Source organism: Hymenobacter endophyticus (assembly GCF_032464715.1).
GTDB lineage: Bacteria > Bacteroidota > Bacteroidia > Cytophagales > Hymenobacteraceae > Hymenobacter > Hymenobacter endophyticus.
On sequence record NZ_JAWDJT010000002.1, the window covers coordinates 630263 to 647800 of the forward strand.

15 protein-coding genes are annotated in these 17538 nt (G+C 60.0%); 6 read left to right on the forward strand and 9 right to left on the reverse strand.

Features of this window, described 5'->3' with window-relative positions; translation table 11 throughout:
• Positions 1–138 precede the first annotated feature (138 nt).
• Positions 139–3063, forward strand: coding sequence for an aminomethyl-transferring glycine dehydrogenase (gene gcvP / locus ROI90_RS05055; protein WP_315997246.1), 2925 nt, complete (start codon positions 139–141; stop codon positions 3061–3063).
• 185 nt (positions 3064–3248) lie between these two features.
• Here the strand turns inward: gcvP and ROI90_RS05060 are convergent, their stop codons facing one another.
• Positions 3249–3542 (reverse strand): hypothetical protein, encoded by a 294-nt coding sequence (locus ROI90_RS05060; protein WP_315997247.1) that lies wholly within the window; start codon positions 3540–3542, stop codon positions 3249–3251.
• A 210-nt stretch (positions 3543–3752) separates the two neighbouring features.
• Between ROI90_RS05060 and ROI90_RS05065 the strand changes: the two genes are divergently transcribed.
• The gene (locus ROI90_RS05065; RefSeq protein WP_315997248.1) at positions 3753–4358 is read left to right on the forward strand and encodes a DUF4136 domain-containing protein; all 606 of its coding nucleotides are present in this window, start codon (positions 3753–3755) and stop codon (positions 4356–4358) included.
• A 327-nt stretch (positions 4359–4685) separates the two neighbouring features.
• On the opposite strand, the gene lipA is transcribed toward ROI90_RS05065, so the two are convergent.
• Both lipA and ROI90_RS05075 read right to left on the reverse strand, forming a co-directional pair.
• On the reverse strand, positions 4686–5588 hold the full coding sequence (gene lipA, locus ROI90_RS05070) for a lipoyl synthase (RefSeq protein ID WP_380229384.1): 903 nt from the start codon (positions 5586–5588) through the stop codon (positions 4686–4688).
• A gap of 166 nt (positions 5589–5754) precedes the next feature.
• Positions 5755–6543 carry a hypothetical protein gene (locus ROI90_RS05075; protein ID WP_315997250.1) on the reverse strand — a complete coding sequence of 263 codons (789 nt, stop codon included), beginning with the start codon at positions 6541–6543 and terminating at the stop codon, positions 5755–5757.
• 119 nt (positions 6544–6662) lie between these two features.
• Here ROI90_RS05075 and ROI90_RS05080 point away from each other — a divergent pair, with 119 nt between their 5' ends.
• Positions 6663–7067: an OsmC family protein gene (locus ROI90_RS05080; protein WP_315997251.1), complete on the forward strand. Its 405-nt coding sequence runs from the start codon at positions 6663–6665 to the stop codon at positions 7065–7067.
• A gap of 100 nt (positions 7068–7167) precedes the next feature.
• Here ROI90_RS05080 and ytxJ read toward each other — a convergent pair whose 3' ends face one another.
• The 4 genes from ytxJ to ROI90_RS05100 all read right to left on the reverse strand — a co-directional run bounded on the left by ytxJ (position 7168) and on the right by ROI90_RS05100 (position 10375).
• Entirely contained in the window at positions 7168–7509 is a 342-nt protein-coding gene (gene ytxJ, locus ROI90_RS05085; protein ID WP_315997252.1) for a bacillithiol system redox-active protein YtxJ, read from the reverse strand.
• A 23-nt stretch (positions 7510–7532) separates the two neighbouring features.
• Positions 7533–7841: a hypothetical protein gene (locus ROI90_RS05090; protein WP_315997253.1), complete on the reverse strand. Its 309-nt coding sequence runs from the start codon at positions 7839–7841 to the stop codon at positions 7533–7535.
• Positions 7842–7924: 83 nt separating this feature from the next.
• Positions 7925–8239: a hypothetical protein gene (locus tag ROI90_RS05095; RefSeq protein WP_315997254.1), complete on the reverse strand. Its 315-nt coding sequence runs from the start codon at positions 8237–8239 to the stop codon at positions 7925–7927.
• A 150-nt stretch (positions 8240–8389) separates the two neighbouring features.
• Positions 8390–10375 (reverse strand): alpha-ketoacid dehydrogenase subunit alpha/beta, encoded by a 1986-nt coding sequence (locus tag ROI90_RS05100; protein ID WP_315997255.1) that lies wholly within the window; start codon positions 10373–10375, stop codon positions 8390–8392.
• A 139-nt stretch (positions 10376–10514) separates the two neighbouring features.
• On the opposite strand from ROI90_RS05100, the gene ROI90_RS05105 reads away from it, so the two are divergent.
• Entirely contained in the window at positions 10515–13136 is a 2622-nt protein-coding gene (locus tag ROI90_RS05105; RefSeq protein ID WP_315997256.1) for a SusC/RagA family TonB-linked outer membrane protein, read from the forward strand.
• Between the two features lie 105 nt (positions 13137–13241).
• Positions 13242–14519, forward strand: coding sequence for a M16 family metallopeptidase (locus ROI90_RS05110; RefSeq protein ID WP_315997257.1), 1278 nt, complete (start codon positions 13242–13244; stop codon positions 14517–14519).
• Positions 14520–14613: 94 nt separating this feature from the next.
• Here ROI90_RS05110 and ROI90_RS05115 read toward each other — a convergent pair whose 3' ends face one another.
• Together ROI90_RS05115 and ROI90_RS05120 are read right to left on the reverse strand one after the other, a co-directional pair.
• Positions 14614–15261: a hypothetical protein gene (locus ROI90_RS05115; RefSeq protein ID WP_315997258.1), complete on the reverse strand. Its 648-nt coding sequence runs from the start codon at positions 15259–15261 to the stop codon at positions 14614–14616.
• Between the two features lie 355 nt (positions 15262–15616).
• A complete protein-coding gene (locus tag ROI90_RS05120) occupies positions 15617–16159 on the reverse strand; it encodes a hypothetical protein (protein WP_315997259.1) in 543 nt (180 codons plus the stop codon).
• A gap of 291 nt (positions 16160–16450) precedes the next feature.
• Between ROI90_RS05120 and pheS the strand changes: the two genes are divergently transcribed.
• Positions 16451–17488: a phenylalanine--tRNA ligase subunit alpha gene (pheS, locus tag ROI90_RS05125; RefSeq protein WP_315997499.1), complete on the forward strand. Its 1038-nt coding sequence runs from the start codon at positions 16451–16453 to the stop codon at positions 17486–17488.
• Positions 17489–17538 lie beyond the last annotated feature (50 nt).

Below are 17538 nucleotides of genomic sequence, written 5' to 3' on the forward strand. Positions count from 1 at the left end.
GAAAATTGTTGAGTTCAGGTTTCAACGGCTTGGGTGAAACATTTGCCTGCTTATCGGTTTAAGGGTGAAGCCTTTTCGCGCTACCTTTGTAGGGGCTCCGTTGGGGCCGCTTGCATTGCCACCCTCACCCTTCCCTTTATGTTGCTGAAGACCAAGCCCGCCGATGTGTTTGTGGACCGTCACAACGGCCCCGACGAAGCTGCCGTAGCCGATATGCTACGCGTTATCGGCGTGGAGTCGATTGACCAGCTCATCGACGAAACTGTGCCGGCCGCCATCCGCCTGAAAAAGCCGCTGAACCTGCCCGCTGCCCTCACGGAGCGGGCTTTTTTGGCGAAGTTCAAGGGCATTGCTGGCCAGAATAAGCTATTCAAGAACTACATCGGCCTGGGCTACCACGACACGCTGCTGCCGGCCGTGATTCAGCGCAACATCCTGGAAAATCCGGGCTGGTACACTGCCTACACGCCCTACCAGGCCGAAATTGCCCAAGGTCGTCTCGAAGCCCTCATCAACTACCAGACGATGGTAATTGACCTGACGGGCCTGGAAATTGCCAACGCCTCGTTGCTCGATGAAGGAACTGCCGCCGCCGAAACGCTGCACATGTTCCACTCCCTGAGCAAGAAGAAAAACGCCAACCGCTACTTCATTTCCGAGCAGGTACTGCCCCAGACCATCGACGTGGTGCGCACCCGCGCCGAGCCCCTGGGCATTGAGGTAGTTATCGGGGACCACCGCAGCTTCGACCTCACCGACGAAACCCTCTTCGGGGCCCTGCTGCAGTACCCCGCCGCCGATGGTGCCGTGTACGACTACACCGACTTCATCAGCAAAGCCCACGACAACAACCTGTTTGTGACCGTGGCCGCCGATTTGCTGTCCCTGGCCCTACTTACGCCTCCCGGCGAAATGGGTGCCGACGCCGTGGTGGGCAACTCCCAGCGCTTTGGCGTACCCATGGGTTATGGCGGACCGCACGCCGGCTTCCTGGCTACCAAAGATGCCTTCAAACGCGTAATTCCGGGCCGCATTATTGGTCAGAGCATTGACGCGGCCGGTAACAAGGCCTACCGCATGGCCCTGCAGACCCGGGAGCAGCACATCCGCCGCGAGAAGGCCACCAGTAACATCTGCACTGCGCAGGTGCTGCTGAGCGTGCTGGCCGGCATGTACGCCGTGTACCACGGCCCGAAGCGCCTCAAGCAGATTGCCAGCAACATCCACGCCCTGGCCCGCACCCTGGAAATGGAGCTGCACGCCCTGGGCCTCGACCAGCGCAACCAGTTCTACTTCGATACCCTCGACATCAAGCTGGAAAGCCAGGAGTTGCAGAACGCCATCCGCAAGGAGGCCGAAGCGGCCGGCATCAACTTCCGCTACTTCGAGGAGCACGGCTCGGCCCGGGTGGGCATCAGCCTGCACCAGAACACCGAAGCCGAGGACGTGCAGGACATTGTGGCCGTGTTCAGCAAAGTGCTGGGCCGCGACGTGCGCCAGGTAGCCCAGCCCGAAGAGGTGGAAGTAACCTGGCCCGACGCCCTTATTCGCAAGAGCGAGTACCTGACGCACCCCATCTTCAACTCCCACCACGGGGAGCACGAGATGCTGCGCTACATGAAGCAGCTCGAAAACAAGGACCTGAGCCTGGCGCACTCCATGATTTCCTTGGGTTCGTGCACCATGAAGCTCAACGCTACCGCCGAGATGATTCCGGTGACCTGGCCGGAAATTGGCGGTCTGCACCCCTTCGCCCCGCGCGAGCAGGCCCAGGGCTACGCCGAAATCTTCCGGAACCTGGAAGCCTGGCTGTGCGAGGTGACCGGCTTCGATGCCGTGTCGTTGCAGCCCAACTCGGGCGCGCAGGGCGAGTACGCCGGTCTGCTGGCCATCAAAGGCTACCACGATGCCCGTGGCGACCAGCACCGCAACGTGGCCCTGATTCCGGCCTCCGCCCACGGCACCAACCCCGCCTCGGCCGTAATGGCCGGCATGACGGTGGTGGTAGTGAAAAGCACCGAGGAAGGCAACATCGACGTGGAGGACCTGAAGGCCAAAGCGGCCCAGTACGCCGACAAGCTGAGTTGCCTGATGGTAACCTACCCCAGCACCCACGGTGTGTACGAGGAAACAATCATCGACATCTGCAACACGATTCACCAGCACGGCGGCCGCGTGTACATGGACGGCGCCAACATGAATGCCCAGGTAGGCCTCACCTCCCCCGCCACCATCGGAGCCGACGTGTGTCACCTGAACCTGCACAAAACCTTCTGCATCCCCCACGGTGGCGGCGGACCCGGCGTAGGCCCCATCGGTGTGGTGAAAGACCTGGCACCCTACCTGCCCGGCCACGTGGTAGTAGATGCCGACGGCCGCACCAGCGGCGCCGTTTCTGCGGCTCCCTGGGGCTCGGCCAGCATTCTGCCCATCAGCTACGCCTACATCAGCATGATGGGCGGCGAGGGTCTGACGCAGGCTACGCGCATTGCCATCCTCAATGCCAACTACCTCAAGGCTAAGCTGGAGGAGCACTACCCCGTGCTGTACACCGGCGCCAACGGCCGCTGCGCCCACGAGATGATTCTGGAATGCCGCCACTTCAAAAAGGCCGGCATTGAGGTAGAAGACATTGCCAAGCGCCTGATGGACTACGGCTTCCACGCCCCCACCGTCTCGTTCCCGGTAGCCGGCACGCTCATGATTGAGCCCACCGAATCGGAGAGCAAGGAGGAGCTGGACCGCTTCATTGAGGCCATGGTGAGCATCCGCAAGGAAATTGCTGAGGTAGAAGCCGGCCGCGCCGATGCTAAGGAAAACGTGCTCAAGCACGCGCCCCACACCGCCGCCACCGTGCTGGTACACGACTGGACCCGCCCCTACACCCGCGAGCAGGCCGTGTACCCCACCGAGTACGCCCGCGCCTACAAGTTCTGGCCTGCCGTATCCCGCATCGACTCGGCCTATGGTGACCGGAACCTCATCTGCGCCTGTACGCCCATTGAGCAGTACGTGGATGCCGAGGAGCAACTAGTACCGACTGACAAAGGCCCGTCGTATTAGTGCTTAGTGCTTAGTGCTTAGTGCTTAGTGCTTAGTGCTTAGTGCTTAGTGCTTAGTGCTTAGTGCTTAGTGCTTAGTAGGTATGAAGAAGCCCCGCCGTGGTTACGGCGGGGCTTCTTATTTTCTAACGTATTCCCTCGATACCAGCTACCGGATCCTAAGCACCAAGCACCAACAACTACACACTACTTGCCGAAGCAGGTGCGGTACATGTAGCCGTTCTGGGTTTTGCCAGCGGCGGTTACGCGCACTTTCAGGAAGTGGGCATCCACTGTATCCATCACCTGCACTTCTGTACCCGAGTTGATGGTGGCGAGTTGCTGGGAGGTTTTGGTCATGCCATCGTAGAGGATGCATTCGACCACGGCATTGTGAGCTACAGGTGTGGTGGAGGTACGGTTGGAGCGGGCTTCATCCTTAGAAGCGCTGCAGGCAGCCAGCATACCCAGAGCAGATAGGAAGAGTAAAGTTTTTTTCATGAATGCAGGTGCAGGTTTTTTGCTTTGCAAAAGATAGGGAGATTTTAAGATGCTATGGACTTCCCCTGGCTAGTTATTCTCAATAAATATTACGCTTGCAGCGTTTATCAGGGGAACGAGCAGGCAGGCGGGTACGTTAAACTACCACAGGCGCTCCGCTGGTCTGCCGACTTGCCAAAGGCTTGTTTTTCACTTCTGATTCCTTTCTATATGAACCGCATTTCCCGTTTTTTAGCCCGTCCGCTGGCCCTATCGGTGCTTGGCCTGGGCTTGCTGCTGGGCGTCAGCGGCTGCGCATCCACGGCACGCGTGGGCGTTACCTCCGATTTTGATCATTCTGTAAACTTCCGGGCCTACAAAACTTGGTCGTGGTACCCAACGCAGCCTATTGACACCGAAGGCGGCCCAGCCAAGGGCTACGAGTCGTTTCTGGATAAGCGTATCCGCTCGGCTGTAGAGCAGCAACTGGCCCAGAAGGGTCTGACGTACTCGGAGAAAAACCCTGATGTGTATGTGGCCTACAGTGCCCGCGTGGAGGATAAGCAGCGTGCCACTAACTCGCCGTACGGGCCCTTTGGTTACCCCTATGGATACTACGGCTACGGTGGCTTCTACAACCGGGGTGGCTACGTAACCGACTACAAAGCCGGTACTGTTATCCTCGATTTTGTGGACGTAAAGCGCAAGGAGTTGGCGTGGCGTGGCCAGGGCCAGGCCCAGGTTGACCAGCAAACCATTTCTGAAACTGAGGTACAGCGCATCGTTACCAGCATTTTGGGTAACTACCCGCCCGGTGCCGAACAGGCTAGCCGGTAGTAGCGGTTCGCCGTTTCTTAAAAGGACGTTGCTTATCGCAACGTCCTTTTTTTATGTCTCGCGCACGGGCGGCCCGCTTAGTGGCGCAGAAAGCAGGGCAGCGCAGCCTGCCTCAGAACAGAAAGATCTTTCACGGTGATTTGCGAGGGGCATGCAGGTGCGTCTGGTGCCTGGCCCGCCTTACACATGGCTAGCCGCGAGCTTTGCATGCGAAGCTACCTGCTCGCCTACACTCTGGGCAAGCATGACGGCATACAAAAGCCCCACCTCTAAGAAAGAAGTGGGGCTTAATTGATGTAGTAAAGCCGTATAACTACCAGTATGCTGCTAGATGGGTACGTTCACGTGACGCTCGGCGTGGTAGCTGGAGCGCACCAGCGGGCCGCTTTCCACGTACTTCAGGCCCCGGCGCAGGCCCTCTTCCTTGTAGTGGGCGAACAGGTCGGGGTGAATGAACTCGGATACCTCAATGTGACGCTTGGTTGGCTGCAGATACTGTCCCAGGGTCAGAATATCGAGGCCGTTAGCCACCAAGTCATCCATGGCCTTGTACATTTCGTCCTGCTTCTCGCCCAATCCTAGCATAATGCCCGATTTGGTGCGCTTGCCGGCCTCCTTCGTGCGCCGGATTTGCTCCAGGCTCCGGTCGTACTTGGCCTGGGGGCGCACGAGGCGGTACAGGCTGCCCACCGTTTCCATGTTGTGCGACACTACTTCCTGGCCGCCGGCAATCATGGTTTCCAGCGCCGCCCAGTTGGCTTTCACATCCGGAATCAGTGTTTCGATGGTGGTGGTGGGGCTGAGCTGCTTGGTTTGCACCACGGTTTCGTACCACACGCTGGCACCCCGGTCTTTCAACTCGTCGCGGTTTACGCTGGTGAGTACCGCGTGCTTCACGCCCATGAGCTGAATGGCTTCGGCTACGCGGCGGGGCTCATCGAGGTCATACTCGTTGGGGCGGCCGGTGGCCACGGCGCAGAATGAGCAGGAGCGCGTGCACACGTTGCCCAGAATCATAAAGGTGGCCGTACCCGCGCCCCAGCACTCACCCATGTTGGGGCAGTTGCCGGATTCGCAGATAGTGTGCAGTTTGTGTTCGTCCACCAAGCGGCGGACGTTGGCGTAGGCCGGGCCCACGGGCAGCTTTACGCGTAGCCAGTCAGGCTTGCGCGCTTTGGCAGGAGCCGCAGGGGCCACCGCTTCGGGCTGAATGATGGGCAGAGTCAGCAACAGTTCATCCATGCTGCAAAGGTAAGGGGAATGCGTGGCGGAATAGTCCACTGCTAAGACAATTCCAGCCGGCAAGAGGTTTCCCCGATGCTTCGTTCAGCCAAAAGCCCCGGCTCAGGTTCCGGATAGGAACGTTGGCCAAGGCTTTTGATGCTGGGCGCTTGCTTTAGTTGCGGCTTCCGAGGTACACTGTGAGGTACACGGAAGGCAAGAAACGGTCATTGAGAGCTTCATCCGAGAGAGTTCGGGCTCGAATAATAGGTGGGGCTTTGGTGTAGGCTTCTACCAGTGCTCCTACCTCCACCCCTGCTACGGCGTCGCGGTAGCGGCCATACTCAAAGCTTAGCGCCCCCCGAATGTGGGCTCCTACCTGCACATCGGTATTGCTGACGCCCGAAAACAGCGGTGCCCGATCTATAATCCGCCTCTCCTCGTGAATCTGCGGGTCGAACTGCTCATTCCGATAATCGGTGGGGTTCACCTGCGGATCGGAAGTGTAATTGTAGGTGATGTAGTAGGGCAGCAGCAGGCCAATGGATGGCCCGGCACTCAGCAGCCCGTTGACTTGCACGCCCGAATCGGGAGCTTTACGAAAAATGACCCGCTGCACGCCCACGGAGGGCCGGGCCACGAAGAAGTAGTTGCTTTTGCCAGGCACGATAACGCCCCCGTAGAAAGTACCGGATTTTTGCTCCTTGGGGTGCTTTACTTCCACCAGATCAATGCTCCAGAAACGGGCCCAATCCTGGTTAAGCAGCTTGGTGGAGCGCACCGTGGCCCCGCCAATCAGGCCACCCCGCGTGTTGAAGTTTACTCCATAAATCAGCTCCTTCCGGTAGGAGGGCTCATCGTTGTTGGAAGCCAGGGTTTGCTTGAGTTGCTGGGCTTGGCCTTGGGGCGCGAGGCCCAATACGGCCGCCAGCAGGCCACCACCGAAAACAAGCAGAGTACGCACAGGTTGAGTCGGAATAGAAGGACGGGAAATAAAATAGCGGCTCAGCAGCAACAAGCCGCCAACCCTGCCGAAAGTACGTAAATTTACATGCATACCCTGCTTACCTAATTCAACCTGACATGAGCACAGCCACTGCCCGTTACGCCGGAAACCTACGCACCGAAGCCACTCACCTGGCCTCGGGCAATACCATCCTCACCGACGCCCCAGTGGACAACCACGGCCGGGGAGAGGCCTTCTCCCCCACTGACTTGGTATGCTCGGCGCTGGGCTCCTGCATGATGACGATAATGGGCATTGTAGCCGCCCGCCAAGACGTAGACCTAACAGGTGTAACCTGGGAGGTAACCAAGCACATGGTGGCCGAGCCGCGCCGCATCGGGCAGATTGACCTTACGTTTCGGTTGCCGGCTACCCTCTCCGAAAAAGAGCGTGCCAGCCTTGAAAATGCTGCCCGTACCTGCCCGGTTGCACTTAGCCTGAACCCGGAAATACGCCAGGAAGTTCGCTTCCTGTACGAGTAGCGAGATGGTGAAATAATGAACTGGTGAGTTCGACGTTTTGACGGTGCTACTTGCGCAGTGAGGGCCAACAGAGCGTCAAACTCACCAGTTCACTATCTCACTATTTCACTAGTTCCTTCACCTCGCTGAGCTTGATGCCCATGTGAGAGGAGTCGAGGGTACATTCGCCGTTTTGGATGAGCAGGAGTTGCGGCGACTCGTGGTGAATACTGAATTTCTGGGCTATTTCCTGCGAAATGGGCCGAAAGCGCAGCAAGTCCAGGTAGTATATCTTGGCGTTATCAAGGCCAGCATCGTCCCACTGACGCTCCACCTTGCCCTTGGCCATGGCGCTGATGGAACAGGTGGTGCTGTGCTTAAAAATCAGGACAGGTTGCTCAAAGGACTCCCGAACGATGTCGGTGAGTTGCTCAGATTCGGTGAGGGGTTGCCAGGGTGCCATGGGCAGAAGTGGTTCGGTGAATATTACTGCGCGGCGGCGCGCTTCTTCCGCAGACGCAAATTGACGCGGGATGGTTCGCTTACGCGGGGCGCGCCGGCCCGGTCGAAACGGTAGCTGTCCTGGCCGGGTGGCGGTGCTACTACCTCCTGCTTGCCCCCACCCTGGTGCTTTAGCTCAGGCTTGGTTACGGTCAGGTGGGAGTCTTTGTAGCGGGCATTGAATTTTTCAGCATCCCGGAGCGCCTTGCGGTTGGCTACGCGCTGCTGAGCAGGGCTGGTAGACTCCAGCTGGGCCAGGGCCGGGGTACTGGCCAGGCTCAGCCCTACAGCCATACAGAATAAGAGGTAACGCATAACACTGGGTGAAACGGTGGAGAATTAGCTAAGCAGTAACAACTTCCCTGAGCAGCACTAAGTTAGAAGGGAAGCGTGAAACCAAGGAACTTCCGCTGCCCCACTTTATGCTTGAGGCGGCGGCGCTCCATTTTGGGCTTCTTCAGCAAGCCGTTCTTGTCATAGCTGTTTTTCTGGGTTTTTACCGCTTCCTTCTCTACGTCCAGGGCCCGCCCATCGGCCGATTCATTGCCCGGAGTTTTGGCCTTTTTCACCTTCGGCTGCGGTGGCCCCTGGGGGTTCGGAATCCGGTAGCTGTGGCAGGCCGGGCCCGCCAGTAACCAGCCAGCGGCCAGCAGCAGCAAACAAAAGCGGCGAAAAGCACCGGATACTTTCATGAATTTTCAGGTTCTGTGCAGCAGGAAGGGGCTGCCAAAGTACGTAATTGAAGCCGAGGGTCTACTCGTCATTCCGAGCGAGGCGAGGAAGCTGGCTTAGTGTTATTGAATGCTGGCGCAGCTTATTTGCTTCACGCAGAGTGCCGGTTGTTAATAGTTGCGCAGCTTCTCAATGGCTTGGCGGAGGCGCTGCTGGGGCAGGAACTGCTTTTCCAGCGGGGGCGCGAAGGGTACGGCCGTATCCAGGGAGGCTACGCGCAGAATGGGGGCATCAAGGCTGCGGAAGCAATGCTCGGCAATCCAGGCCCCGATTTCGCCGGCCAGGCCGCCGGTTAGGGTGTCTTCGTGCAGCAGGATGACGCGGCCGTTTTTCTCTACCGTCTTGCGCACTGCTTCCTCGTCCCAGGGTAGCAGGGTACGCAGGTCCAAGATATCGGCACCCACGCCTAGCTCTTCCACGGCCGCCAGGGCCCAGTGCACGCCCGCCCCGTAGGTGATGATGCTCATTTCCTGTCCTTCCCGCACCAGCGCGGCTTTCCCGATGGGCGTGGTGTAGTATGCATCGGGCACGGGCGCCGAGAGGCTGCGGTAGAGGAGCTTGTGCTCGAAGAACATTACCGGGTTGGGGTCTTCGAAGGCGGCGCAGAGCAGGCCCTTGGCATCCACGGGGTTGCTGGGGTACACCACTTTCAGACCGGGCGTATGCGTAAACCAGGCCTCGTTGCTTTGGCTGTGGAAGGGCCCGGCGGCGGTGCCGGCCCCGGTGGGCATGCGCACCACCACGTCGGCGTTCTGGCCCCAGCGGTAGTGGCTTTTGGCCAGATTGTTCACAATCTGGTTGAAGCCGCAGGTCACGAAATCGGCAAACTGCATTTCCACCATGGCCTTTTTGCCCTTGATGCTCAGGCCCAGCCCCGCGCCCACAATGGCCGACTCGCAGAGGGGGGTATTGCGTACCCGGCCCTTGCCGAACTGGGCCACGAAACCGTCGGTAATCTTGAACACGCCGCCGTACTCGGCAATATCCTGGCCCATGAGTACCAGCTCGGGGTAGCGCTCCATGCTCTGGCGCAGCCCGTCGGAAATGGCATCCACGTAGCGCTTATCAGTTGTCGGTTGCTCGTTGTCAGTTGATAGGTTCAGGCTGGCATCGGGCTCGAAGGAGCGGTACATATCCGTTACCTCCTGCTCGGAGGCCGTGGGCATGGGTTCGGCATCGGCCAGGCGTAGGCCTTCCTCAATTTCGCGCTTGATGGTTTCGCGGAAGCGCATGCGGGCTTCTTCGTCAAGGATACCTTCCTGGAGCAGCCATTTTTCGTAGTTCTCCACCGGGTCTTTCTGGGCCCACTGCTCAAACAGCTCCTGGGGTACGTACTTGGTGCCGCTGGCCTCCTCGTGCCCGCGCATGCGGAAGGTGAGGGCCTCCAGCAGCACCGGGCGGGGGTTCTGACGCAAATCCTCGGCCAGGCGGCGCACCGTGTCGTACACTTCCAGCACGTTGTTGCCGTCTACCTGCACGGCCTCCATGCCGTAGGCGGGGCCTTTATCCACGAAGTAGCGGAAGCGGAACTGCTCGTTGCTGGGGGTGCTGAGGCCGTAGCCATTGTTTTCGATGATGAAGATAACCGGCAGCTCCCACACCGCCGCCACGTTCAGGGCCTCGTGGAAGTCGCCCTCCGAGGCCCCGCCGTCGCCGCTGTAGGTGATGGTTACTCTGGGTTTATCGTCGAGCTTATCAGCCAGGGCAATGCCGCCGGCCACGGCCAGCTGGGGCCCCAGGTGCGAGATCATACCCACAATGTGGTGCTCATTGGTGCCGAAGTGGAAGCTCCTATCCCGGCCCTTGGTGAAGCCGCTGGTTTTGCCCTGCCATTGCGCAAACAGCTGGTGCAGTGGAATATCGCGCCCCGTGAACACGCCCAGGTTGCGGTGCAGAGGTAGAATGTACTCGTCCGAATCCAGGGCCAGGGTACTACCCACCGAAATGGCCTCCTGTCCGATGCCCGAAAACCACTTGCTAACCTTGCCCTGGCGGAGCAGAATGAGCATTTTCTCCTCAATCATGCGCGGCTTGAGCAGGTGCTGGTAGAGGTGGAGCAGAGTGTCGTTCGAGTAGTCTTTCCGGTCGAAGTGCATCGGGAATCGGCTGAGTGTGGTGGGTGGGGCCAAAAGTACGGGTTTGGGCGGGATGCGGAATTATAGCCGACGGTTTATGGAATCAGGCCGTTGTCGGCATCTATCTTCGGGGCCGCATTCCTCCTCCTATCCTATCTGCATGAATCAACTATACGCCCTCGGCCTGTTGCTACCGCTATCCACCCACGCCCTGGCCCAGCAGACCGATACCGTCCGGCTGTATGAAGTGATTGTAGCGGATTCTGTAATGCGTGTTACTTCCCATTGTCCAACTGTCCAGTATATATCGAGCTACTACCAGATTCTTCCCTTTCTTCCGCTCCAGGAGCAGCTGCGCCAGGTAGCCGGGGTGCAGGCCACGCCGTACTCGGGGGCACCGGGGGCGCAGGTGGCGGTGCGGATTCGGGGGGCGGCCAGCCTGTCGGGCAACGCGCAGCCGCTGTACGTAGTGGATGGGGTGCCGGTGTTTCAGCACACGTTCCGGCCCAATATGAGCAACTCGCTCGGGGGCGTGGTGCCGGCCGAGGTACAGGAGCTGGACGTAAACCCGCTGCTAAGTATTCCGAATGAGGATATCGAGCAGGTGGAAGTGCTGAAAGGGGCCTACGAAACCGCGCTGTACGGCTCCCAGGGCATTAACGGCGTTATCAAAATCACCACCAAGCGGGGTACCAGCGGCAAGCCGCGCCTGCGCTACGCCAGCTACGGCGGGGTGCAGCAGGCCCGCAGCCGCTACGAACTGTTGGACGCCCGCCAGTACGCCGACCTGCGCAACGAGGTAGCCCAGCGGGCCGGGCAGGCGGCCCCGTTTTCAGCCCCCCAGCTGGCGGCTCTGGGCCGGGGCACCGACTGGCAGGACGAGCTATTGCGCACAGCCGCCGTGCAGGAGCACCACCTGGGCCTGTCGGGCGGCACGGCTACCACCCGCTACTACGCCGCCGCCGACTACCTAAACCAGCAGGGCGTGGTACTGAACTCGCGCCTGCGCCGCTACGCTGCCCACGCCACCCTCAACCAGCGCATCGGCCAGCACCTACACCTGGATGCCACCGGCAGCTTCAGCCAGACCGAGCAGCGCGTACCCGCCTACTATGCCCTATCGGAGGCCCTGCTCACCCCGCCCACCCAGTCGCCGACGGATAACCCCAACCCCGGCTACTACGTGAGCCCCCTCAACCAGGCCCGGCAGAACTACCAGACTCCAGAACAGCAGCGGCTACTAGTCCAGCTGGGGGTCCGCTACGATTTGACGACTTGGCTGACGTTGGATCTGCGGGCCAATCTGGAACGAGCTACGCTGCGCAGCCGCTCTTATCAGTCGGCTTTTTCCACCTTCCCGGCCGGGGAGAGTGGAAAGCTCACCTCCACCTACCGGCAGTGGGTGCTACACCCGGCTTTGCGCTTCGCCCGCAGCTTTGGCGGGGAGCGGCACGCGGTAGTGGCCAGTCTGGAAGCCCAGCGGCAGGATCGGGAAAGCGCTGCCGAGCAGTTCCGCTACGTGCCCGGTATGCCCGGCAGCCTGGGCAGCAATGGCAGCAGCACCCAGGCCACCCAGAATTTTTACCAGCTCACGGCCGGCTACACTTATGCCGAGCGGTACCAGGTGCAGGGGACGCTGCGCCGCGACACCAACAGCACCTTTGCTCCCACGGAGCGGTGGGACTGGCTGCCGGGGGCACAGGTGCGCTGGCACGCGGCCAAAGAGAACTTCTGGACCTCAGCCCCCGGCACGCTGGACGTGTGGGTGGGCTGGGGCCGGACCTCGGGAGCGGGCAACAACGGGCGCAACTACTTCCAGATTCTGGTGCCGGGCCAGGGCGGCCTGGGGCAGACGGTACCGGTATTCCTGCCCGAGCAGACCCGGCAGCTGGATGCGGGCATCGAAGCCGGCCTGTTCAATGGTCACCTCACCGCAACGGCCCAGGCTTACGCCCGCCGCACTACCAGCACAGTGCGCGCGCCGGGCCTGCTGACTTCGTCGGGAACTACTCAGGACGACTACCTACATAATACTGGGCTGGAGCTGACGCTACAGGGCAACTGGCAGGCTGGCAAGCTGCAGGGTACTAGCCGGCTGGCCGCCGCCGTTAACCGCAACCGGTTTGCACCCACTAGTACCACCTCGTACTTCTTTCCCTACCAGCGCACCCTCGATGGGCAACCTATCAGTACGTTTCACGGCTACCGCGCCCAGGGCCTGGATGCTACCGGCAATCCGCGCTACGAGAATGTGAACGGCAATGGGCAAATCGACCCGCTGGACCGGCAACCGCTGGGCAGTGGCTTGCCCCGGCAGCTGCTCAGCTTCAGTCAGCAACTCACGGTGGGCCGGTTTGAGGCGCAGCTGCAGGCCGATGGTATGTTTGGCTACCAGATGTACAACTCTACCCTGCAATTTCTGGACGCGACTAGCGGCTTCACCAACGCTTCCAGTCGGGTACTGAACCGGTGGACGCCTACTAATACTAGTACCGAGGTGCCGGTGGCGGGTACCAACCTGCCAGTCTTCAGTTCCTACACGCTGCAATCGGGCAACCACGCGCGGTTGTCGGCCCTTACGCTCAGCTATAAGGTATGGGAGAAGGAGGCCCGCAGCGCGCGGGTGTGGCTGGGTGGCCAGAACCTGCTGGTGCTGTCGAAATACCGGGGCTACGACCCCAACGTCAGCTCCGCTGGCTCCGACAACCAGCAGGCTGGGCTTGATGCCGGCGCGTACCCGGTGGCCCGCACGTTTCTGGTGGGCGTGCGGGCCACGCTGTAGGCCGAAAGCGTAGAGCGGCTGCCGGGAGCCGGAAACTTCTGTTTTGGGCTCCCGGTTGTATACCTTGCCGGCCCATTCGGCCGTTTCCTTCCCGACTTCCCCTGCATGATTCATTTCGAAGAATTCACCCTTGCCAACGGCCTGCGCTGCATTGTGCACGAAGACCACAGCACCCCCATGGCCGTGCTCAACGTGCTCTACAACGTAGGTTCCCGCGACGAGAACCCCGAGCACACTGGCTTTGCCCACCTATTTGAACACCTGATGTTCTCGGGCTCCGTGAACATCCCGAGCTACGACGAGCCGTTGCAGCTGGTGGGCGGCGAGAACAACGCCTTCACCTCCCCCGACATTACCAACTACTACCTCACCCTACCCGCTGCCAACCTGGAAACCGGTTTCTGGCTGGAATCGGATAGGATGCTGAATCTGGCTTTCTCCGAGAATGGCCTGGAGGTACAGCGCAAGGTGGTAGTAGAGGAGTTCAAGCAGAACTACCTTAACCAGCCCTACGGCGACGTCTGGCTGAAGCTGCGCCCCCTGGCCTACCAGCACCACCCTTATCAGTGGGCCACCATTGGCAAGGAAGTAGCGCACATCGAAGACGCCACCATGCAGCAGGTGCGCGACTTTTTCGCCAAGCACTATTCGCCCGCCAACGCCATTCTGGTAGTAGCCGGCGACGTGACGGTAGCCGAGGCCCAGCGCCTAGCCGAAAAGTGGTTCGGCCCCATTCCGGGCGGCACCCGCTACGACCGGAACCTTACCCCGGAGCCCCGCCAGGAAGAAGCCCGTTTTCTGGAAATAACCGCTGAGGTTCCGCTGTCGGCCCTGTACAAGGTGTACCACATGCCTGGCCGAAGTGAGGCCGCCTATCACGCCGCCGATTTACTGTCGGACGTGCTGGGTCGGGGTAAATCAAGCCGCTTGTACCAGCAGCTGGTGAAAGAGCGGCCGTTGTTCAACTCTTTGTCGGCCTCAGTAATGGGTTCCCTGGAACCAGGTTTACTGGTAGTAAGTGGCAAGCTGAACGCCGGCGTTACGCTGGAGGAAGCTGACGCCGCCGTAGAAGCCGTACTGGCTGAATTAAGTACCCTTGAGGTTCCGGCCGAGGAGTTGGAGAAAGTAAAGAATCAAGCGGAGGTTAGTATCGTGTTCAGTGAGATAGAGCTGCTGAACCGGGCCATGAACCTAGCCTTCAGTAAGTTGCTCGGCGACGCCAACTTGGTGAATGAAGAAAGTGCCAAGGTACAGGCCGTAACGCCTGCCCAGGTGCAAGCGGCCGCTCGGGAGGTATTGCGCCCCACCAACTGCAGCACCCTCTACTACCGTGCTCAGCCCGTAGCCGAAACCGTTTTAACGGAGGAAGAGGCAGAAGCTTAATACCTAGTCTACCTAAACACAAAACCCCCGACCGGCATTGCCGGTCGGGGGTTTTGTGTTTAGGTGCTGAAGCTAGTAAGCCGAGGCGTGTGGCTTACCAGCCACTGCCGCCGCTACCCCAGCCGTCATCGGCCTTTTTCTTGGGGGCGGCTTTCTTCACCGGAGCAGTGGTTTTTTTGGTAGCCGTGGTGCCAGCACCGCCTGCTTTGGTGGCAGCGCTAGCACTGGCTGCTTTAGAAGCCGGGGCAGGGGTAGCTGCTACTGGAGCGGGCTCAGGCTCGGGAGCCACAATGGGGGCGGGAGCAGGCGTAGGCGGAACCGGGTCGGAGGCGCGTACCGAGCGACGAATGTAGGGAGCCAACGGGCGGCCCCGATAGTCGGTGGTTACGCGGCGCGAAGGAGCAGCCGAGAAACCTGGAGCCAAGCTAGCGCCAATTGGCTGCTCGGGGGCAGCGGCAGCGGCTCCGCCGCCAGCGGCCGAGCCACTGGCACCCCACTCGCCACCTGCTGGGGCAGCGGCCGGAGCCGGAGCCACAACCGGCTCAGCGACTGGCGCTACAGCTGACTTAGTAACCGTTTTGGTAGCCGTGGTAGTGGTTTTTTTGGCAGCGGGTTTGGCCGCCGGAGCGCCCCAACCATCGGAAGAACCCCAGCCATCATCGGCCTTTTTTTTCTGTGCAGCCGCTGGGGCTGCTATCAGTACGCCACCTAGCAGAAGGAGCGGGAGGAATTGTCGAGTCATGGTAAACGGAATATTTAGCAGCTTCTTACCGCAAAGGTACGGCACCCTGCGCGGGCCCAAAACCCCCGCTTCATATTTTGCCCAAACGTAAGCGTCGGTAGTAAGTTCCCGGTAGCCGCCACAAAAAAGCAACCAGCAGACTCTCCGGTGCTTACGCACATTTTCAGAGGAAACGCTCGGCCATTCGCTTTCAGTATACTTACAACCACCGAGAAAAAGCAGGCCGTGGTCATTGTAGAAGCATAGCAGTTGCCCCTGACACTAGTACCCTGCTACTTACACCAACTGCCCGCCCGCAGCCAAGCGGAACAGGCAGTTGGTTCACCTCAGATCAGATTGTCTGGCAGGAGACGATTTACCAGCCAGCCGCCACTGTTGAGTTGTCGGAGGGCCGCTGGGACGTGACGGTGGTGTTAGCGGTGGTTTTGCGCAGGGGTCGGCCATTGTAGTCGGTGCTCACGCCCCGGTACGGAGCTGTGTTCATACCGGGAGCCAACATCACCCCGGAGGAGCGCATCATGGGGTCCTCCTGGGCTACCTCTACTGAGCGGGGACGCTTGGATTTGGCCTTCACCACGGGGCGGCCGTGGTAGTCGGTGCTGGTACCCCGGTAGGGGGAAGAGCTCATGCCCGGTGCTACCAGCACTCCCGATGACTGCATCATTGGGTCGCTGTCGGAGGCTACTACGGTGGGCGTTTCAGCACCCCGCACTTCCCACCCCGATACCTCCTGCTGAGCAGGCGCACCCGTCGTCCACCCCCAATCGTCATCGGCAGCTGGCGCCGCGCTGCTGTTGGCCGCTTTGGAAGCCGGCACTTTGTTTACTGTTTGAGCCTGAGCCTGGGGCGCGCTGAGGAAGGCAGCCGCAACGGCGGCAGCGAAGAGAAACCGTTTCATCGGAGTACAAAGCAGGAAAGGTGGATACTTGTGCCCACTTGGCCGCGGGCTACTGCCAACGGCCGACTGACGGGTGGCGCCCCACGTCCAGTACTGTGTGCCAGTTGTGTTTGGATACTTTGCAGCAACCGTACCAACTTTTGCAGCTACCGGCCTGGAACGGAAAATTCATGATTGCCTGGGCTGTTTTGGTTCTGAAATAACGTTTAGGTCCAGACGATACGCCTAAAACACGAGTCTACCAGTGGGGCTTTTAGCAACAACCCGTAATCAACTTACCTTTGTGCTATGATGCAGGATACCATTGCCCGCGTACGGGCGGAAATTGATGCCTTCGACCTCGCTACTGCCGAGCAGCTCGACCAGTTTCGCATTGCCTACACCGGCCGCAAAGGCCAGTTAGCCGACCTGTTTGATCAGCTTAAAACCGTACCCCAGGAAGACCGACGGGCCGTGGGCCAGGAGCTTAACCAGCTGAAGCAGCTGGCGCAGGCCCGATTTGAGCAGCGCCAGCAGGAGCTGGAAGCGGCCAGCTCCAACGCCCCCGCCGACCCAACCTTTGATTACACCCTGCCTACGGTACCCCAGGCCCTGGGCACCCGTCACCCTTTGAGCTTGGTGCGGGAAGAAATTGTGCGAATTCTGGCTCGTATCGGCTTTAATGTGGCCGAAGGACCCGAAATTGAGGACGACTGGCACAACTTCACGGCCCTCAACTTCCCCGAAAACCATCCTGCCCGCGACATGCAGGATACCTTTTTCGTGCGCCGGGAGCCGGGCGAAGCCGAGTGGGTGCTGCGCACCCACACCAGCCCCGTGCAGGTACGCGTGATGAAGTCGCAAAAGCCGCCTATCCGGAGTATCATGCCGGGCCGGGTGTACCGCAACGAAGCTATTTCGGCCCGGGCCCACATGATGTTCCATCAAGTGGAGGCCTTGTTCGTGGATGAAAACGTGAGCTTCGCCGACCTGAAGCAAACAGTGTACTACTTCGTGCAGGAGTTGTTCGGCAGTGATATGCAGGTGCGGTTCCGGCCCTCGTTCTTTCCCTTCACCGAACCGTCCGCAGAAATTGATATTACCTGCCTGATTTGCAAAGGCAAGGGCTGCAACATCTGCAAAGGCAGCGGCTGGGTTGAAATTGGCGGCTGCGGTATGGTAGACCCCGCTGTGCTTGAACAGTCCGGCATCGACCCGGAACGGTACTCAGGTTATGCCTGGGGTATGGGCATTGAGCGTATCACCATGCTCAAATACCAGATCAAAGACCTGCGCCTATTCACGGAAAATGATACCCGCTTTCTGCGCCAGTTTGACAGCGCGCAATAAGCACCCCGCCTAGCTAAGACACGCAAGCCGGTTGCAGAAGGTCAACTTCT

Bases quoted from the DNA above. Each gene is read 5' to 3' on its own strand.
- gcvP (WP_315997246.1), top strand. From the start codon at position 139: ATGTTGCTGAAGACCAAGCCCGCCGATGTGTTTGTGGACCGTCACAAC.
- ROI90_RS05060 (WP_315997247.1), bottom strand. From the start codon at position 3,542: ATGAAAAAAACTTTACTCTTCCTATCTGCTCTGGGTATGCTGGCTGCC.
- ROI90_RS05065 (WP_315997248.1), top strand. From the start codon at position 3,753: ATGAACCGCATTTCCCGTTTTTTAGCCCGTCCGCTGGCCCTATCGGTG.
- ROI90_RS05080 (WP_315997251.1), top strand. From the start codon at position 6,663: ATGAGCACAGCCACTGCCCGTTACGCCGGAAACCTACGCACCGAAGCC.
- ytxJ (WP_315997252.1), bottom strand. From the start codon at position 7,509: ATGGCACCCTGGCAACCCCTCACCGAATCTGAGCAACTCACCGACATC.
- ROI90_RS05090 (WP_315997253.1), bottom strand. From the start codon at position 7,841: ATGGCTGTAGGGCTGAGCCTGGCCAGTACCCCGGCCCTGGCCCAGCTG.
- ROI90_RS05095 (WP_315997254.1), bottom strand. From the start codon at position 8,239: ATGAAAGTATCCGGTGCTTTTCGCCGCTTTTGTTTGCTGCTGCTGGCC.
- ROI90_RS05100 (WP_315997255.1), bottom strand. From the start codon at position 10,375: ATGCACTTCGACCGGAAAGACTACTCGAACGACACTCTGCTCCACCTC.
- ROI90_RS05105 (WP_315997256.1), top strand. From the start codon at position 10,515: ATGAATCAACTATACGCCCTCGGCCTGTTGCTACCGCTATCCACCCAC.
- ROI90_RS05110 (WP_315997257.1), top strand. From the start codon at position 13,242: ATGATTCATTTCGAAGAATTCACCCTTGCCAACGGCCTGCGCTGCATT.
- ROI90_RS05115 (WP_315997258.1), bottom strand. From the start codon at position 15,261: ATGACTCGACAATTCCTCCCGCTCCTTCTGCTAGGTGGCGTACTGATA.
- ROI90_RS05120 (WP_315997259.1), bottom strand. From the start codon at position 16,159: ATGAAACGGTTTCTCTTCGCTGCCGCCGTTGCGGCTGCCTTCCTCAGC.
- pheS (WP_315997499.1), top strand. From the start codon at position 16,451: ATGCAGGATACCATTGCCCGCGTACGGGCGGAAATTGATGCCTTCGAC.